Raw genomic sequence first — 15,750 nt, 5'->3', positions numbered from 1 at the left:
GCCGACCACCCCGCCGCCGCCGAACGGACCGACGAGCAGGCTCGCGCGACGACGACGCCGCATCAGCCCCACCGCCTGGGTGCTGCGCGTGATCGCGCTGCTCTACGTGCTCGGCCTGGTCGCGCTGCCCGTCGCCTCGGTGGTCCAGCACACGTTCGCCGACGGCGTCGGCCCCGTGCTCGACGTGCTGCGCTCCCCCGACTTCCTCGCCGCGCTGCGCCTGACCGTGCTCGTCGCGGGGATCGCGGTGGTGCTCAACACGGTGTTCGGCGTCGGCATGGCGTTGCTGCTCACGCGCTACCGCTTCCCCGGCCGCCGCCTGCTGAGCGCGATCATCGACCTGCCGGTGTCGATCTCGCCCGTCGTCGTGGGCGTCGCGCTCATCCTCGTGTACGGCACGTACGGCTGGTTCGGGCCCGCGCTCGAGCGCATCGGCTTCCAGGTGATCTTCGCGGTGCCGGGCATGGTGCTCGCGACCGTGCTGGTCTCGCTGCCGCTCGTGCTGCGCGAGGTGGTGCCCACGCTCGAGGAGGCCGGCCTCGAGCAGGAGCAGGCCGCGCAGTCGCTGGGCGCGAGCGCGTGGCAGCGCTTCGTGCGCATCACGCTCCCGACGATCCGCTGGGCGCTCGCGTACGGCGTGGCGCTCAGCCTCGCGCGGTCCCTCGGGGAGTTCGGTGCGGTCCGTGTCGTGTCCGGCTCGGTGGCCGGGACCTCGCAGACCCTCACGCTCTACGTCAACGACGCCTACCAGGAGTTCGGGGCGGACGCGCAGCGCCAGGCGTTCGCCGCCGCGTTCGTGCTCATGGCGATCGCCGTCGTGCTGATCGCCGTCATCGCCGCGCTGCGGCCCAAGGAGGACCGGTCATGAGCCAGCCCACGCCCGACCAGGGCATCGTCGTGCGCGGCGTGAACCGCTCGTTCGGGAAGTTCGCGGCGCTGCAGGACGTCGACCTCGAGGTCCGTCCCGGCGCGCTCACGGCGCTGCTGGGGCCCAGCGGCGGCGGCAAGTCGACGCTGCTGCGGATCATCGCGGGCCTCGACTTCCCCGACAGCGGGACGGTCGAGATCGCCGGGCGCGACGCGACCTGGGAGCCGCCACAGCGGCGCAGCGTCGGGTTCGTGTTCCAGCACTACGCGGCGTTCAAGCACCTGAGCACGGCGCGGAACGTCGCGTTCGGGCTCGAGATCCGCCGCCGCCCCAAGGCCGAGGTCCGCGCGCGCGTGCAGGAGCTCCTCGAGCTGGTGCACCTCGAGCACCTCGCGGACCGCCTGCCGTCGCAGCTCTCGGGCGGGCAGCGCCAGCGCATGGCGCTGGCCCGCGCGCTCGCGGTGCAGCCCGAGGTGCTGCTGCTCGACGAGCCGTTCGGCGCGCTCGACGCCCAGGTCCGCAAGGAGCTGCGCGAGTGGCTGCGCCGCCTGCACGACGAGGTCCACGTCACCACCCTGTTCGTCACGCACGACCAGGAGGAGGCGCTCGAGGTCGCCGACGAGATCGTCGTCATCAACGAGGGCCGCATCGAGCAGGTCGGCTCCCCCAGCGATCTGTACGACCGGCCGGCCAACGAGTTCGTCATGAGGTTCCTCGGCCCGGTGACCCGGCTGGGTGGCGACCTGGTGCGCCCGCACGACGTCGAGGTGCTGCGCGACGAGCGCACGGGCGCGCACGAGGTCGTCCTGACGCGTCTGCACCGGGTGGGCCACGAGGTGCGCGCCGAGGCGCGGGCCGCGGACGGGTCGACCCCGTGGGTGCAGCTCACACGCGCCCAGGTCGAGGAGCAGGGGCTCGTCGAGGGGCAGACCGTGTGGCTGCGCGCGCTCGTCGACTCACCGGTGCCCGCAGCGGGCCCGACGAGCGAGCCGGCCGCCCAGACCGCCGAAGCCCAGACCGCCGCCGCACGGGCCTGAGCGTGCGGATCTCCGCGAAGGTCGACTACGCGTTCCAGGCCCTGCTCCACCTCGCCGAGCGCTCGCCCGACCTGGTCAGCGCGTCCGACCTCGCCGCGGCGCAGGGCCTCCCGCACGACTACGCCGAGACCGTGCTGGGTGAGCTGCGCAAGGCCGGCTACGTCGTGAGCCGGCGCGGCTCGCACGGCGGATACCAGCTCGCGCGGCCCGCGTCGCAGGTGCGGGTCGGGTCGCTGGTCAGCCAGTTCGACGGCCCGTTCGTGACCGTGCGCGCCGCCACCCCCGGCACGCTGCAGTACCAGGGCGTGGCGCGGAACCTGCCGTCGCTGTGGGGTGCGGTCGACGAGCGTCTGCACGACCTGCTGGACTCGATCACGCTCGCCGACGTGCTCGAGGGGCGCATCCCCGGCTGAGAGTCCGTGCTCAGCCGGGCACCAGGTCGTTTGCGACGATGTCCCCCGGACCCGAGCAGAGGAGGACGCATGCACCACGTCGAGGTGTTCCTGCTGGTGGTCGGTGCGGTGCTCGTCGCGGCCGTGTGCCGACGGCGGGGCTGGGCCGCGCCGCTCGTCGTCGTCGCGGTCGCGCTCGCCGTGTCGTTCGTCCCCGGCGTCCCACGGTTCGAGGTGGACCCCGAGCTGCTGCTCGAGTTCGTCCTCCCGCCCCTGCTCTACTCCGCGGCGCTGTCCTCGTCGTACCGCGACTTCCGCACGTCCCTCAACGCGATCACGCGCCTCGGGGTCGGGCTCGTACTGGTCAGCGCGCTCGTCGTCGCGGTCGTGTTCTGGTGGCTCGACCCCGGCGTGCCGTTCGCGGCGGCGCTCGTGCTCGGCGCGGTCGTCGCGCCACCGGACGCGGTCGCCGCGTCCGCGGTGGGCCGACGACTGGGCCTGCCCCGCCGCGTCATGACCCTGCTGTCCGGCGAGAGCCTCATCAACGACGCGACCTCGCTCACGCTCTACAAGGTCGCGCTCGCCGGGGTCGCGACCGGCGCATGGGCACTCGGCAGCGGGCTGTGGACGTTCACGGTCGCTGTCGTCGCGGGCGTCGCGGTGGGGCTCGTGCTGGGCTGGCTGGTGCACAAGGTGCGGATGCGGCTCGACGACCCGGTCGTCGCGTCCGCCGTCGGTCTGCTCACGCCGTTCGCCGCGTACTGGGCGGCAGAGGCGATCGGCGGCTCGGGCGTGCTCGCGGTCGTCGCCGCCGGCCTGTACCTGGGCCACACGTCACCGCGCGCGGGGTACGCGACGCGGCTCTACGAGGGGCCCATCTGGAGCACGCTCGACCTCCTGCTCGAGGCGTTCACGTTCGCGCTCATCGGGATCCAGCTGCCGTGGGTGGTGCGCGACGTCGTCGAGTCCGACCAGGGGTTCGCGCACGCGGCACTCGTCTCGCTCGCGGTGCTGCTCGTCGCCATCCTCGTACGACCCGTGTACGTGTTCGCGACGACGTGGGTGGACAACGTGCGGCTGCCAGGCTCGCACCGGCCCGAGCACGACGCGCTGTCCGCCCGCGAGTCGGCGGTCGTCTCCTGGGCGGGCATGCGTGGCGTCGTGACGCTCGCGGCGGCGGCTGCGATCCCGGTGACGATGAACGGAGAGCCGTTCGACCACCGCGCGACGCTGCAGCTCGCGGCGTACACGGTGGCGATCGGGACGTTGCTGCTGCAGGGGCTCACGCTCCCGCGCGTGATCGTGCGGCTGGGGGTCGGCTCGGCCGCCGAGAGCGCCGACGACGCGAGCCAGGAGGCGGCGATGCGGGTCGCCACCGCGGACGCCGTGCAGCGGCTCCTCGCGGAGCAGCGTCCGCAGTGGGCACGCGCGATGGGCGACGAGAAGGCGGATGCGGTCATCGCGAAGCTCAGCGACGTGTGGCGCACGCGTGCGGCCGCGGCGGCCGTCGTGCTCGACCCCGACAACGCCGAGGAGCTGCTGCCCGACGGCCTCGACCCGTCCGACAGCGTGCGCGGGCTCGGTCCCGCGGGACGGCCGCCGACCGGCCAGCTGCCCGGCGTCAAGGAGGTCGCGCGCACGCAGCGGCTGCGGCGCGCGATCATCGCCGCGCAGCGCGACGTGCTCATGGAGCACCGGGACGCGGGCGACCTCGACGAGACCGTGATGCGGCAGATGCTGCGCGAGCTGGACCTGGAGGACGAGGCGCTGTCGTCGTCCTGGGTGTCCCGCATCGAGGGCTGAGCCCACGACCCGGGACGCAGGTCCCGGTCCGAGGCCGACGAGCGGGCGCTCGTCGGCCCCTTCCGGCGTGCTCGGGACCTTCGCCCCACCCCACGCGCACCCCCGCTCCGTAGCGTCGAAGACGTCGAGGACGAAGCCTCCAGCCAACGCCCCGGCACCACCGTCCAGCCTCGACGCGAGGAGACCCCCGTGAGCACCACCACCGCCAAGCCCGCCAGTACCAAGAGCCGCAAGACCGACGCGTCGGTCCCGGCGGCCGCGGGGACCACCACCGCGACGACGACTCCCGAGCAGGACGTCGCGGCGCAGATCGACCGGCTCGTCGCGAACGCGACGAAGGCGCTGGCGGAGTACGCGCGCTTCACGCAGGAGGACGTGGACCACCTGGTCAAGAAGGGCTCGGTCGCCGCGCTCGACCAGCACGGCGTCCTCGCGCAGCACGCGGTGGCCGAGACGGGCCGCGGGGCGTTCGAGGACAAGGCCGTGAAGAACATCTTCGCGTGCGAGCACGTCACCAACTCGATGGCCGACCTCAAGACCGTCGGCGTGATCCGCCGCGACGAGATCAACGGCATCACCGAGATCGCCGAGCCCGTCGGGGTCATCTGCGGCGTCACGCCCGTGACCAACCCGACGTCGACCGCGATCTTCAAGTCGCTCATCTCGCTCAAGACGCGCAACCCGATCATCTTCGCGTTCCACCCAGGCGCGCAGGAGTCCTCGGTCGCCGCGGCCCGCGTGGTCCGCGACGCGGCCGTCGCCGCGGGTGCGCCCGAGCACTGCATCCAGTGGGTCGAGAGCCCCTCGATCGCCGCGACCAACGCGCTCATGAACCACCCGGGCGTCTCGATGATCCTGGCGACCGGCGGCAACGCGATGGTCCGCGCGGCGTACTCGTGCGGCAAGCCGGCGCTCGGCGTCGGCGCGGGCAACGTCCCCGCGTACATCGAGAAGACCGCGAAGCTGAAGCGGGCCGTCAACGACGTCGTGCTGTCCAAGGCGTTCGACAACGGCATGATCTGCGCGAGCGAGCAGGCCGTGATCCTGGACGACGAGATCTACGACGCCGCGATGGCCGAGTTCGCCGTGCTGCACGCGTACCGCGCGACCCCGGCGGAGAAGAAGCTGCTCGAGGAGTTCGTCTTCGGCGTCGCCGCCGGCTCCGAGAACTGCGCGGGCGCCAAGCTCAACGCGTCGGTGGTCGGCCAGTCGCCGCAGTGGATCGCCGAGCAGGCCGGGTTCTCCGTGCCCGCCGACACCTCGATCATCCTCGCCGAGGTCTCCGGCGTCGGCCCGTCCGAGCCGCTGACGCGCGAGAAGCTCGCGCCGGTGCTCGCCGTGCTGCGCGCGACGACGACCGAGCAGGGCATCTCGCTGGCCGAGCAGATGGTCGAGTTCGACGGCCTGGGCCACTCCGCCGCGATCCACACCCGTGACCACGCGCTGACCGAGCTCTTCGGCAGCCGCGTCAAGGCGATCCGCGTCATCGAGAACGCCCCGAGCTCGCTCGGCGGCATCGGCGACATCTACAACGCGTTCATCCCGTCGCTGACCCTCGGCTGCGGCTCGTACGGCCACAACTCCGTCTCGAACAACGTCTCGGCGGTGAACCTCATCAACATCAAGCGCGTCGGGCGCCGCAACAACAACCTGCAGTGGTTCAAGGTGCCCGCCAAGACGTACTTCGAGCCCAACGCGATCCGCTACCTGTCCGACATGGCCGGCGTCAGCCGCGTCACGATCGTCACGGACGCGACCATGACGACCCTCGGGTTCGTCGACCGCATCATCGAGGTGCTCAACCGCCGCGGCGAGAAGGTCGCGCTGCAGATCATCGACGAGGTCGAGCCCGAGCCGAGCGTGCGCACCGTGCAGAAGGGCGCCGCGAGCATGCGGCACTTCCGCCCCGACACGATCATCGCCCTGGGCGGCGGGTCGCCGATGGACGCCGCGAAGGTCATGTGGCTGCTGTACGAGCACCCGGAGATCGACTTCTCCGACCTCAAGCAGAAGTTCTTCGACGTCCGCAAGCGTGCCTTCAAGTTCCCGGTGCTGGGCGAGCTCGCGCAGCTCGTCTGCATCCCGACCACGTCGGGCACCGGCGCCGAGGTCACGCCGTTCGCGGTCATCTCCGACCCCGAGGCGGGCAAGAAGTACCCGCTCGCGGACTACGCGCTGACGCCGTCGGTCGCGATCATCGACCCGGTGCTGACCTCGAAGATGCCGGCGTCGCTCGCCGCGGACTCCGGCTTCGACGCCCTGACGCACGCCACCGAGGCGTACGTCAGCGTCTACGCCAACGACTTCACGGACGGCATGGCGCTGCAGGCGATCCGCCTGATCTTCGACAACCTGGCGCAGTCGGTGAACGGCTCGGCCGACGACCCGGCCACCAAGGACGCCCGCGAGAAGATGCACAACGCCGGGACGATCGCCGGCATGAGCTTCGGCAACGCGTTCCTCGGGATCGTGCACGCCATGGCGCACGTCGTCGGCTCGACCTACCACCTGGTCCACGGCCGCACGAACGCGACCCTCCTGCCGCACGTGATCCGCTACAACGGCACGGTCCCGACGAAGCTCACGAGCTGGCCGAAGTACGAGCACTACGTCGCCCCGGAGCGGTTCCAGCAGATCGCCGCGATGCTCGGCCTGCCGGCCTCCACGCCGGCCGAGGGCGTCGAGTCGTACGCGCTGGCCGTCGAGGCGCTGCGCTCCAAGGTCGGCATCCCGTCGTCCTTCCAGGCGCAGGGCGTCGACGAGCAGGAGTTCATCTCCCGGCTCGGCGAGGTCGCGATGGGCGCCTACGAGGACCAGTGCGCACCCGCCAACCCGCGGATGCCGATGATCGACGACATGAAGGACCTGATGACCGCGGCCTACTACGGAACGTCGCTGGAGGACGTCCGTGGCCGCAGGAGCGGGCAGATCGAGGTCTGACCGCCTCGGGCGCGGGCCCTGCGTCCCCCGACCGGCGGGGCGTCGCCATTTGCCGCGGTCTGTGGATGAGGCGATCCTGGTGGCACCCCACGACAGGAGCTCTCATGCCCGTGCCGCACCGCTCGTTCGTCGTCGTCCCGCTCGTCGCGGGCCTGCTCCTCGGTGCCGCCGCCTGCTCGGACGCCGACATCGACAACGCGTCCTCGAAGGCCAAGGCGGCCGCGTCGAGCGCACGCGGCGCGGTCGACGACCTGCGCGCCAGGCTCGACTCCGCGCGCGCCAGCGCGGACCAGGCCAAGGCGAAGGCCGACGAGCTCAAGGCCCAGCTGTCGTCGGCCGACGACAAGGCACGCCAGGCCGTCGAGGACGCGCAGGCCGCCGTCGCGCAGGCGCAGGCGTCGCTCGACGACGCACAGGCCTCCGCCTCGGCTGCCGGCGACGACGCACGCGCCAAGGCGCAGGCGCAGGTCGAGAAGGCGCGGCAGGCGCTCGAGGACGCCAAGTCCTCCGTGCAGGGCTCGAGCGCCGACGGCGTGCAGAGCCTGTCCGACCAGCTGCAGAAGCTCGCCGACCAGCTGAAGGCGACCTCGTAGGCGGTCCGTCTGACCGGATCGCGCCGATCTTGCACGCCGAACGGGTGATTTTCACGCTCGTCGGCGCGGTTCGTTGTCCGTAGGCGCCCGGATGCCGATCTTGGAAGACATGGCCGTCCGTCGAGCGATCCGTCGCCACCACCAGGTGGAGTGGTGGGTGGTGGCCGCGTGCATGTCGGTCGGGCTCGTGGTCCTCGCCGGCCTCGCAGCCGCGGGCGGGATGTACTGACGCCAGTCGGCCTCCGGCCTGGACGCGCGCGGACCCGGCCCGAGCGCCTACGCGCGGACAAGGCGTACTCCTCCCGCGGCAACAGCGCGCTGTTGCGCTCGCGCGGATTCGTCGCCGTCATTCCGCAGCCGCCTGACCAGATCGCTCACCGCAAGCGGCGCGCCTCACGTGGCGGACGCCCGCCGGCGTTCGACCAGGTCGACTACCGGGGCCGCAACGTCGCCGTCCTGCGAGCCATCGTCTTACGGCTCACCTACCTGCGACGCGCGACCTAAGCGATTCCTCGACCGCCGATGCGGCGCATCGTCTGGAAAGCTTCCGCACGCGTGACGCCCAGGCGCGACTGGAACTCCCATTCCTCGATCGCGTCCGGGCCGTGGAGCACCTCGTTCAGTGCGTTCACGATCGCAAGCAAGTCGTCGCCGCTCAGGACGTACTCGTCTCTGGCCAGCCACTCCTCCTCGGGGCCGGACCATCCGTCCGGCGGCTCCCGGTACCGGCCCGCCGTGAGGCAATTCCCACAGGCCCAGGCGTCCTCCGTCGCCAGCCCCAGCCAACGCGACCTCGCGCGGGCCGCCTCCGTCAACGCACCGAAGCACCAGTCGCAGTAGTCCTGGACACCTTCGCTCACCATGGCCGCAATCTAGCCGCCGTGGTGGACCAAGAACACGGACTTGGGAGACACGCCCTCGTTCACCCGCTACGGCGATACCGGAGACGAGTTCATCTGACACGTCGAGATTCTCCACGAGAGACCGACTCGGGCACGCGTCACCCTTCATCGGCGCGTCGCACGGCGAGCGAAGGCCAGACAAGAAACCACCACGACGAGGCGTCTCGGAGGCCGAGCACCGCCGTTGGATCGATGCCCAGTCGCGACAGGTCCACCTCAACCTTCGCTATGAACGCACGGCACGGCCGAAGCTGCGAAAGAACGCGCCTCCGCGTCAAGTTGAGGTCCGCGGAGGACGAGTATCACGATGACGGCCTCGCAGGCGAGCAACGCCACGATCCATAGAGCGACGCCCACTATCGCATCGCCTGCCTGATGACTGGTCGCGGCGCAAGGAATGACGCCCATGACGTGGAGGCGTTGCGACACCGATTCATCGGCTTCTCCCGGTTCTCCGTATCAGCACCAGACCGGTCAACAGCATGATGACCGCAGGCGCGATCCACCAGAGCGAGTAGTAGATCAGGAAGATCGGCGCCGCCGAGCAGCTGACGAGTGCCACGCCGACGGCGTCCCGGTGCACCCCGTTTCCGCGGATGTTGATCAGCCGCACGCGTACCTCCTCAGACCGTCACTGTATTTGACGTAGCTCGCGACGTGCCCATCAACCGAGCCGCCGGGGTGCAGACGGGCGCGGCCTCCCACGGACGCTGAGTTGCGTCCTGCCGCTACTCGATCATGAATTTGACCGGCTCGAGAGCGTCACTTCGTCGGTACCTGACCTTCGATGCGACCCGAGCGAGGATTCAGCCGCAGCCGATACCCGCTCCACGTGTTCGCGAGCACCCGGCTATCGGTTCCCATCTCTAGGCTGACGAACGCATCCGAAGCTTCGTCGCGTGGCAGTTGACCGCGCCAGAGGATCGCGCCAGCGTTCGAGATGCTAACTAGATTGTGAATACGTCCGCTACCGTCGGGGGGATCGAGGAGGACCACCGCCGACGTTTCATCTTGTGCAAGCCGCAGATCGACGACGGGTAACCCGTCGGGCATCCCGTGCCAGACGACCTGCCCAGCGCTGTTGAAGATCGAGAGAAGACCCTTCTCGACAGAGAAGTAGGCGCAGGATGCCATCGGGGCTACTCCCCCTTCCCAAAGGATGAGAGCGGGGAGAGCGACGTGCCGCGGCCAAGCTGACGGGTGGGCGCAGGTTCAACTGCTTGAGCGGATCCCACGACTTCTAGCAACCGCCCGCTCCACACGACGCGACCGGATACGCACCGAGGTAGAAGAGCCTTCATCGGAGTCACCCCTGGTTCGCGTACGAGGCCCCCGGACGTGGAGTCGTGCGAGCAAGGTAGCCGACCAATCGATCCGTCCACATCCCTCTGGCCCCATGGCACCCCTAGCCTTGCCCGCATGACCCGACGCTGGACCTCCGTCGCCCGTGCCGCGGGACTGCTGCGCGCCGACGGGACGCCGGGCGCGACGATCTTCGCCGAGATGAGCGCGCTCGCCGCGAGCACGGGCGCGATCAACCTCGGCCAGGGGTTCCCCGACGTCGACGGCCCCGCGTCCGTGGCGGCGGCAGCGCAGCGGGCGATCGCCGACGGCGCCAACCAGTACCCGCCCGGGCCGGGGATCCTTGAGCTGCGCGAGGCGATCGCCGAGCACCAGGCCGCCCGCTACGGGCTCGTCGTCGACCCGGGCACCCAGGTGCTCGTCACCGCGGGGGCGACCGAGGCGATCGCCGCGAGCGTCCTCGCACTGGCCGGCCCGGACGACGAGGTGCTGACGCTCGAGCCCTTCTACGACGCCTATGCGGCCGTGGTCGCGATGGCCGGCGCGACGCACACCACCGCTCCCCTGCGCGCGACGCCCGACGGGTTCCGGGTCGACCTCGCCGCCCTCGAGCAGGCGTTCACCGACCGCACGCGCATCGTCCTGCTCAACACCCCGCACAACCCCACGGGCGCGGTGCTCACGCACGACGAGCTGGTCGCGGTCGCGCGCCTCGCGCAGCGGCACGACGCGCTCGTCGTGACCGACGAGGTGTACGAGCACCTCACGCTCGACGGCCCGCACGGGCGCCCGCCGCACGTGCCGATCGCGTCGCTGCCCGGCATGGCGAAGCGCACGCTGACGATCTCGTCGGCCGGCAAGACGTTCTCCTTCACCGGATGGAAGATCGGGTGGGTCGCGGGGCCGGAGCACCTCGTCGCGGCGGTGCGGACGGTGAAGCAGTTCCTCACCTACGTGTCCGGGGCGCCGTTCCAGCCCGCGGTCGCGTTCGCGCTGCGGGACCCGGGCGTCGCGCAGTGGGTCGACGATCTCGCGGCGTCCCTGGCGCGGCGGCGCGACCTGCTGTGCGAGGGGCTGGTCGCGGCGGGGCTCGACGTGGTGCGGCCCGACGGGACCTACTTCGTGCTCGCCGACGCGAGGCCGCTCGGGCACGAGGACGGCGCGGAGCTGTGCCGCGCGCTGCCCGCGCTCGCGGGGGTCGTGGGCGTGCCGGTGCGGGCGTTCACCACCGCGGGCTCGTCGGCCGACGAGGCGCTCGCGTCCTGGGTGCGGTTCACGTTCGTCAAGCGCGAGGACGTCCTCGAACGGGCCGTCGAGGGGCTCGCGCGGCTCGGTCGCTGACGCGCGTCAGCCGGACCAGGCGCCGCCGCGGTGGTAGGCGGGCGTAGCGAGCGCGAGGACGACGAGCGCCGTCGCCGCGGAGCCCACCATCACGACGGCCATCGCGAGCGCGTCGCCGCCCAGCAGGCTGGTGAGCGGGCTGATGACGCCGCCGATCGCGGCGCCCGTCGCGCCGATGAACGCCGCCGCCGTGCCCGCGATCTCGCCGTGCCGGGACAGCGCGATCGCCGACGCGTTGGGCGGCGCGAAGTTGACCATCGCGAGGATGAGCCAGAGCGTCACGAGCAGCAGCGGGAGGCCGCCGGCACCCGTGATCGCGAGCGTGAGCAGGCCCAACGTGAGGGCGAGCGAGACGGGCAGCACGACGCGCACGATCCGGATGGGCGCGACGCGGCGCACCAGGTAGGCGTTGACCTGCGCACCGCCGACGAGCCCGATGCCGTTGATCGCGAACAGCCACGCGAACTGCTGAGCCGTCAGCCCGTAGCCCTCCATGAGCACGAACGGCGACCCCACGACGTAGCTCATGAGCACCGCGGTGCCGAAGCCCGGCAGCAGCGCGAGCGCGACGAAGTGCCGGTCACGCAGCAGCGTCCCGTAGCCGGTCAGGGCGGTGCGGATGCCGGACCCGCGGCGCCGCTCGGCGGGCAGCGTCTCGGGCAGCCGCCGCCACACGATCACCCAGAGCGTCGCCCCGAACACCGCGAGCGCGACGAACACCGCGCGCCAGCCCCACTCGCCCGCGATCGCGCCGCCGATGGACGGGGCGAACAGCGGCGCGATGCCGATGACGAGCATGAGCCGCGAGATCAGCCCCGAGGCCGCGGCGCCGACGAAGCGGTCGCGGATCACGGCCATCGCGACGACCGACGCCGACGCGTTGAAGAACCCCTGCAGCACGCGCAGCCCGACGAGCGCCCCGATGGACGGCACGACCGCGCACAGCAGCGACGTCACGACGTGCAGCGCGACGCCGACCAGCACCGGCGTGCGGCGACCGAGGCGGTCGGACAGCGGCCCGATGACGAGCTGGCCGACCGCGCCACCGAGCATCATCGCGGTCATCGTGAGCTGGGCCGCGGTGGCGGAGGTGTGCAGGTCGCGCGCGACGTCCGGGAGGGACGGGAGGTAGATGTCGTTCGAGATCGCCGGGAGCGCGCACATCAGGCCGAGCAGCAGGACGTACTTCGCGTTGGGGCGGTAGCTGCCGACGTCGGGGGACGACGAGGCCTGCGCAGGCGGGTGCGCGACGGGTGCTGCGGGGAGGCGTTCGGAGGACATCGGGATCCATCGTGACACCGTCGACGCACGCGACGCGAATCGATTCGATCGGCGTCCTCGCCAGCACCCGTCCGCGTCGCTCGGTCCGTGTCGGCGCCTCGTGCCACCCTGGGCGCATGTGCGGTCGCTACGCCTCCTTCCGTGAGGACCAGGCATTGGCCGACGAGTTCGCGATCGCGACCGTCGCCGACGAGGTGCGCCTGCTCGGGCCCTCGTGGAACGTCGCCCCCACCGACGGCGTGCGGATGGTCGTCGAGCGCGCGGACAAGGAGACGGGCGAGATCACGCGCCAGCTGCGCGTCGCACGCTGGGGGCTCGTGCCCTCGTGGGCGAAGGACCCGTCGGTCGGCAACCGGATGATCAACGCGCGCGTCGAGACGCTCGCGGAGAAGTCGTCGTTCGCGCGGCCCTTCGCGGCACGCCGCGCGCTGCTGCCCGCCGACGGGTACTTCGAGTGGAAGAAGCCCGCCGCGGACGCGCCGGTCAAGCGCAAGCAGCCGTTCTACCTGCACCCCGCCGACGGGGACGTGCTCGCGCTCGCCGGCCTGTACGAGTTCTGGAAGGACCCGAGCAAGGCCGACGACGACCCCGACCGCTGGCTCGTCAGCGCGACCGTCATCACGCGCCCCGCGCTCCCCGAGCTCGAGCACATCCACGACCGCCAGCCGCTCATGCTGCGCCGCGAGGACTGGGACGCGTGGCTCGACCCGGCGGTCGACGCCGAGCACGCCCGCCCGCTACTGACGGCCGAGCCGCCGCTGATCGAGGCGACCCCCGTCTCGACGCGGGTCAACACGGTCGCCAACAACTCACCGGCCAACGTCGAACGCGAGGACGAGCCGGTGTCGGATCCACGCTGACCCGTTCGTCGCACAGGTGAGAGCGGCCGACCGGACCGCCACGAACAAGGAGACGTGCCATGACGCAGTACCTGATCTCGTTCGACGACGGCTCGATGGACCACATCCCCGACGGCGACTGGGACGACGTCGCGCGCGACTCGCACGCCGTCGAGCGCGAGGGCATCGAGGCAGGAGTCTGGGTGTTCGGCGCGGGGCTCGAGCGCCAGCGCGCGAGCGTCGTCGCAACCGACGGCACCGTGACCGACGGCCCCTACCCCGAGACCAAGGAGGTCGTCGGCGGCTTCGCCGTGGTCGACGTGGCGACCCGGGAGGAGGCGCTGCACTGGGCCGCGAAGATCGCCGCGGCCTGCCGCTGCGCGCAGGAGGTGCGCGTGATCATGGACGACGCCGCGACCGAGGAGCTGCTCAGCTCTCGCCGGTGAGCAGCACGGGAGTCACCGGGCCGAGGCCCTGCAGCTCGACGGTCGGCTGCTCGTCGAGCCGCAGCCCGGCGACGCCCGCGAGCACCTGGGCCGTGGCCGGGTCGGTGAGCACCGTGCTGGGGTCGGCGATGTCCGTGAGCCGCGCCGCGAGGTTGACCGGCGGGCCGAAGACGTCGCCGAAGCGCGACAGCACGCGCCCCCACACGAACCCGACGCGCACGGGCGTGACACCGCGCGCGCCGTCGGCGAGGCCTGCCAGGCGGACGGCGTCGCTGTCGAGCTCACGGCCCAGCGTCTCGGCGAGCCCGAGCGCGACGCGGGCGCCCGTCGCGGGGTCGTCGGCGACGAACAGCACCGCGTCGCCGATCGTCTTCACGACGCGGCCGCCGCCCGCGGTGACGACGTCGCGCGCGGCGCTCTCGAAGCGCTGCACGAACTGCGACAGGTCGGTCGACCCGAGGCCCGCGGTCCGGCGTGTGAAGGACACCATGTCCGCGAAGCCGACCGCCCGCGCGAGGGGCAGGGCGCTGCGGTCCGGGCCGGGGTCGCGCAGCTCGCCGAACTCGGCGGCGTAGCGGCCGGCGATCGCTGCGAGCTGGCGGCGGTAGGAGTGCACCAGCTGCGCCTCGAGCACCGGGGCGAGGTCCGCGAGGCGGTCGAGCACGAGCAGGCGGGCCGTCGCGTCGTCGAGCTCGTACCGCGTCGACATGTCCTCGACGAGCGCCTCGACCTGCCACAGCGCGAGGCGGTCGGACGTGTGACCGAGCGCGCGCGTCAGGGTGATGACCGCGCGCAGGTCGAGCCCGTGCTCGCGCACGAGCGACGCCGCGCGGTCGACGGCCTGCGCGTCGAGCTCGGTGTACACCTCGTCGTCCGGGTCCGAGTGCGGCAGGCCGAGCGTCGTCCAGAAGCCGCGGACGAACTCGAGGCCGATACCCGCGCGGTCGGCCAGGTCGTTCGCGCTGAACGTGCGGTCGCCGCCCAGCAGCGCACGGTCGATCTCCTCGACCGTGGACTCGAGCGCGGCACGCTCCTGGCGGGCGGGCTCGTCGACGGCGTCGACAGCAGCCGCATCGTCCAGGGGTGGGTCCACGGGACCGTCGTCGGGCACGGGACGAGGGTAGTTCAGGCGTCCCGCACGTGGCGCACGTCACCCGCGAGCACGCGGTGCGTCGTGCCGTCGTCGGCCACGACGAGCAGCGCGGCGTCGTCGTCCAGCGCCGTCGCGGTGCCCTCCAGGAGCTCGTCGCCCGGCAGCTCGACGCGCACGCGCGTCCCGAGCGTCCGGCACACCGCCGCGACGTCCGCCGCGAGGCCCGAGCCGACGACGTCCCCGTCCGCCGCGCGCCACCGTGCCGTGACCTGCGCGAGCGACTCGACGAGCGCGACGAGCATCGTCTCGCGGTCCAGGTCCCTCGCGCCCGCGAGCGCGAGAGAGGTCGCGCTCGGGACCGCCAGCTCGTCGGACCGCTGGGCCACGTTGACGCCGATGCCGACCACGACCGCGAGCCCGATCGGCGTGGGGACCGCCTGGGTGAGGATGCCCGAGACCTTGCGTGCCGACCCCCAGCCCTCGAGCGGCTCGTCGCCCGGGACCAGCACGTCGTTGGGCCACTTCAGCTCGGCGCGGACTCCCGCGGTCGCGCGCACGGCCGTGACCACGCCGAGGCCCGCGAGGAGTGGGAGCCACCCGAGCGCGTCGACGTCGACCTCCGGCCACGTGACGAACGAACACGTCAGGGAGGTACCGGCCGGCGTCTCCCAGCCGCGGCCCGCTCGGCCATGGCCCGCGAGCTGGTGGTCGGCGACCAGCAGCCCGGTGCCGGCCCACGCGCGCGGGTCCGTGCGCAGCGCCGCGACGAGGTCGTCGTTCGTCGACCCCGTGCTCGCGACGACCTCGAGCCGGTCGAGCGGGCCGGCGGGCGCGAGCAGGAGCGTGCTCAGGGCGTCGGCGCCCAGGGGCGCACGCAGGGGGTCGGCCATGCCGTCCATCGTCGCAGCGCACA

The 15,750-nt window shown here is 72.1% G+C and carries 16 protein-coding genes; 10 read left to right on the top strand and 6 right to left on the bottom strand.

Annotated elements, in window-relative coordinates; translation table 11 throughout:
• Positions 1-79: 79 nt before the first annotated feature.
• The 7 genes from AW16_RS0112920 (at position 80) to AW16_RS0112890 (ending at position 7,862) form a co-directional block, all read left to right on the top strand.
• Positions 80-868 carry a sulfate ABC transporter permease gene (locus AW16_RS0112920; RefSeq protein WP_369794793.1) on the top strand — a complete coding sequence of 263 codons (789 nt, stop codon included), beginning with the start codon at positions 80-82 and terminating at the stop codon, positions 866-868.
• The gene (locus tag AW16_RS0112915; RefSeq protein ID WP_029291007.1) at positions 865-1,905 is read left to right on the top strand and encodes a sulfate/molybdate ABC transporter ATP-binding protein; all 1,041 of its coding nucleotides are present in this window, start codon (positions 865-867) and stop codon (positions 1,903-1,905) included. The genes AW16_RS0112920 and AW16_RS0112915 overlap by 4 nt, the downstream gene beginning before the upstream one ends.
• Before the next feature lie 2 nt (positions 1,906-1,907).
• On the top strand, positions 1,908-2,318 hold the full coding sequence (locus tag AW16_RS0112910; RefSeq protein WP_029291005.1) for an Rrf2 family transcriptional regulator: 411 nt from the start codon (positions 1,908-1,910) through the stop codon (positions 2,316-2,318).
• A 69-nt stretch (positions 2,319-2,387) separates the two neighbouring features.
• Positions 2,388-4,100 carry a sodium:proton antiporter gene (locus tag AW16_RS0112905; protein ID WP_029291003.1) on the top strand — a complete coding sequence of 571 codons (1,713 nt, stop codon included), beginning with the start codon at positions 2,388-2,390 and terminating at the stop codon, positions 4,098-4,100.
• A 189-nt stretch (positions 4,101-4,289) separates the two neighbouring features.
• Positions 4,290-7,040, top strand: coding sequence for a bifunctional acetaldehyde-CoA/alcohol dehydrogenase (gene adhE / locus AW16_RS0112900; RefSeq protein WP_029291001.1), 2,751 nt, complete (start codon positions 4,290-4,292; stop codon positions 7,038-7,040).
• A gap of 104 nt (positions 7,041-7,144) precedes the next feature.
• On the top strand, positions 7,145-7,633 hold the full coding sequence (locus tag AW16_RS0112895; protein WP_034649150.1) for a hypothetical protein: 489 nt from the start codon (positions 7,145-7,147) through the stop codon (positions 7,631-7,633).
• Between the two features lie 91 nt (positions 7,634-7,724).
• A complete protein-coding gene (locus tag AW16_RS0112890) occupies positions 7,725-7,862 on the top strand; it encodes a hypothetical protein (RefSeq protein ID WP_029290997.1) in 138 nt (45 codons plus the stop codon).
• A 271-nt stretch (positions 7,863-8,133) separates the two neighbouring features.
• Here AW16_RS0112890 and AW16_RS0112880 read toward each other — a convergent pair whose 3' ends face one another.
• The 3 genes from AW16_RS0112880 to AW16_RS18480 all read right to left on the bottom strand — a co-directional run bounded on the left by AW16_RS0112880 (position 8,134) and on the right by AW16_RS18480 (position 9,669).
• On the bottom strand, positions 8,134-8,496 hold the full coding sequence (locus tag AW16_RS0112880) for a hypothetical protein (protein ID WP_029290993.1): 363 nt from the start codon (positions 8,494-8,496) through the stop codon (positions 8,134-8,136).
• 472 nt (positions 8,497-8,968) lie between these two features.
• A complete protein-coding gene (locus AW16_RS0112875) occupies positions 8,969-9,148 on the bottom strand; it encodes a hypothetical protein (RefSeq protein ID WP_029290992.1) in 180 nt (59 codons plus the stop codon).
• 149 nt (positions 9,149-9,297) lie between these two features.
• Positions 9,298-9,669, bottom strand: coding sequence for a hypothetical protein (locus AW16_RS18480; RefSeq protein WP_156044176.1), 372 nt, complete (start codon positions 9,667-9,669; stop codon positions 9,298-9,300).
• A gap of 285 nt (positions 9,670-9,954) precedes the next feature.
• Here AW16_RS18480 and AW16_RS0112865 point away from each other — a divergent pair, with 285 nt between their 5' ends.
• Positions 9,955-11,178, top strand: a complete 1,224-nt coding sequence (locus AW16_RS0112865; protein WP_029290990.1) for an aminotransferase class I/II-fold pyridoxal phosphate-dependent enzyme — start codon at positions 9,955-9,957, stop codon at positions 11,176-11,178.
• A gap of 6 nt (positions 11,179-11,184) precedes the next feature.
• Here the strand turns inward: AW16_RS0112865 and AW16_RS0112860 are convergent, their stop codons facing one another.
• Complete coding sequence (locus AW16_RS0112860) at positions 11,185-12,459, bottom strand: multidrug effflux MFS transporter (RefSeq protein WP_051681931.1); 1,275 nt, start codon at positions 12,457-12,459, stop codon at positions 11,185-11,187.
• Between the two features lie 116 nt (positions 12,460-12,575).
• On the opposite strand from AW16_RS0112860, the gene AW16_RS0112855 reads away from it, so the two are divergent.
• Together AW16_RS0112855 and AW16_RS0112850 are read left to right on the top strand one after the other, a co-directional pair.
• On the top strand, positions 12,576-13,319 hold the full coding sequence (locus AW16_RS0112855; protein WP_029290986.1) for an SOS response-associated peptidase: 744 nt from the start codon (positions 12,576-12,578) through the stop codon (positions 13,317-13,319).
• A 59-nt stretch (positions 13,320-13,378) separates the two neighbouring features.
• On the top strand, positions 13,379-13,744 hold the full coding sequence (locus AW16_RS0112850; protein ID WP_029290984.1) for a YciI family protein: 366 nt from the start codon (positions 13,379-13,381) through the stop codon (positions 13,742-13,744).
• Here AW16_RS0112850 and AW16_RS0112845 read toward each other — a convergent pair.
• Both AW16_RS0112845 and AW16_RS0112840 read right to left on the bottom strand, forming a co-directional pair.
• A complete protein-coding gene (locus AW16_RS0112845) occupies positions 13,728-14,855 on the bottom strand; it encodes an adenylate cyclase regulatory domain-containing protein (RefSeq protein ID WP_369794792.1) in 1,128 nt (375 codons plus the stop codon). The two genes, AW16_RS0112850 and AW16_RS0112845, sit on opposite strands and share 17 nt — an antisense overlap.
• 14 nt (positions 14,856-14,869) lie before the next feature.
• Positions 14,870-15,727, bottom strand: coding sequence for a biotin--[acetyl-CoA-carboxylase] ligase (locus AW16_RS0112840; protein ID WP_034649145.1), 858 nt, complete (start codon positions 15,725-15,727; stop codon positions 14,870-14,872).
• Positions 15,728-15,750: the final 23 nt, after the last annotated feature.

The organism is Cellulomonas sp. HZM (assembly GCF_000708885.1).
Classification (GTDB): domain Bacteria; phylum Actinomycetota; class Actinomycetes; order Actinomycetales; family Cellulomonadaceae; genus Cellulomonas.
Note: the sequence above shows the minus strand (reverse complement) of the source record. Positions and strands in the feature narration are given on the sequence as shown.

Excerpts from the sequence above, each read along its gene's own strand:
- AW16_RS0112905 (WP_029291003.1), top strand. The coding sequence starts at position 2,388 with ATGCACCACGTCGAGGTGTTCCTGCTGGTGGTCGGTGCGGTGCTCGTC.
- AW16_RS0112915 (WP_029291007.1), top strand. The coding sequence starts at position 865 with ATGAGCCAGCCCACGCCCGACCAGGGCATCGTCGTGCGCGGCGTGAAC.
- AW16_RS18480 (WP_156044176.1), bottom strand. The coding sequence starts at position 9,669 with ATGGCATCCTGCGCCTACTTCTCTGTCGAGAAGGGTCTTCTCTCGATC.
- AW16_RS0112880 (WP_029290993.1), bottom strand. The coding sequence starts at position 8,496 with ATGGTGAGCGAAGGTGTCCAGGACTACTGCGACTGGTGCTTCGGTGCG.
- AW16_RS0112890 (WP_029290997.1), top strand. The coding sequence starts at position 7,725 with ATGCCGATCTTGGAAGACATGGCCGTCCGTCGAGCGATCCGTCGCCAC.
- AW16_RS0112860 (WP_051681931.1), bottom strand. The coding sequence starts at position 12,459 with ATGTCCTCCGAACGCCTCCCCGCAGCACCCGTCGCGCACCCGCCTGCG.
- AW16_RS0112840 (WP_034649145.1), bottom strand. The coding sequence starts at position 15,727 with ATGGCCGACCCCCTGCGTGCGCCCCTGGGCGCCGACGCCCTGAGCACG.
- AW16_RS0112850 (WP_029290984.1), top strand. The coding sequence starts at position 13,379 with ATGACGCAGTACCTGATCTCGTTCGACGACGGCTCGATGGACCACATC.
- AW16_RS0112895 (WP_034649150.1), top strand. The coding sequence starts at position 7,145 with ATGCCCGTGCCGCACCGCTCGTTCGTCGTCGTCCCGCTCGTCGCGGGC.
- AW16_RS0112855 (WP_029290986.1), top strand. The coding sequence starts at position 12,576 with ATGTGCGGTCGCTACGCCTCCTTCCGTGAGGACCAGGCATTGGCCGAC.
- AW16_RS0112865 (WP_029290990.1), top strand. The coding sequence starts at position 9,955 with ATGACCCGACGCTGGACCTCCGTCGCCCGTGCCGCGGGACTGCTGCGC.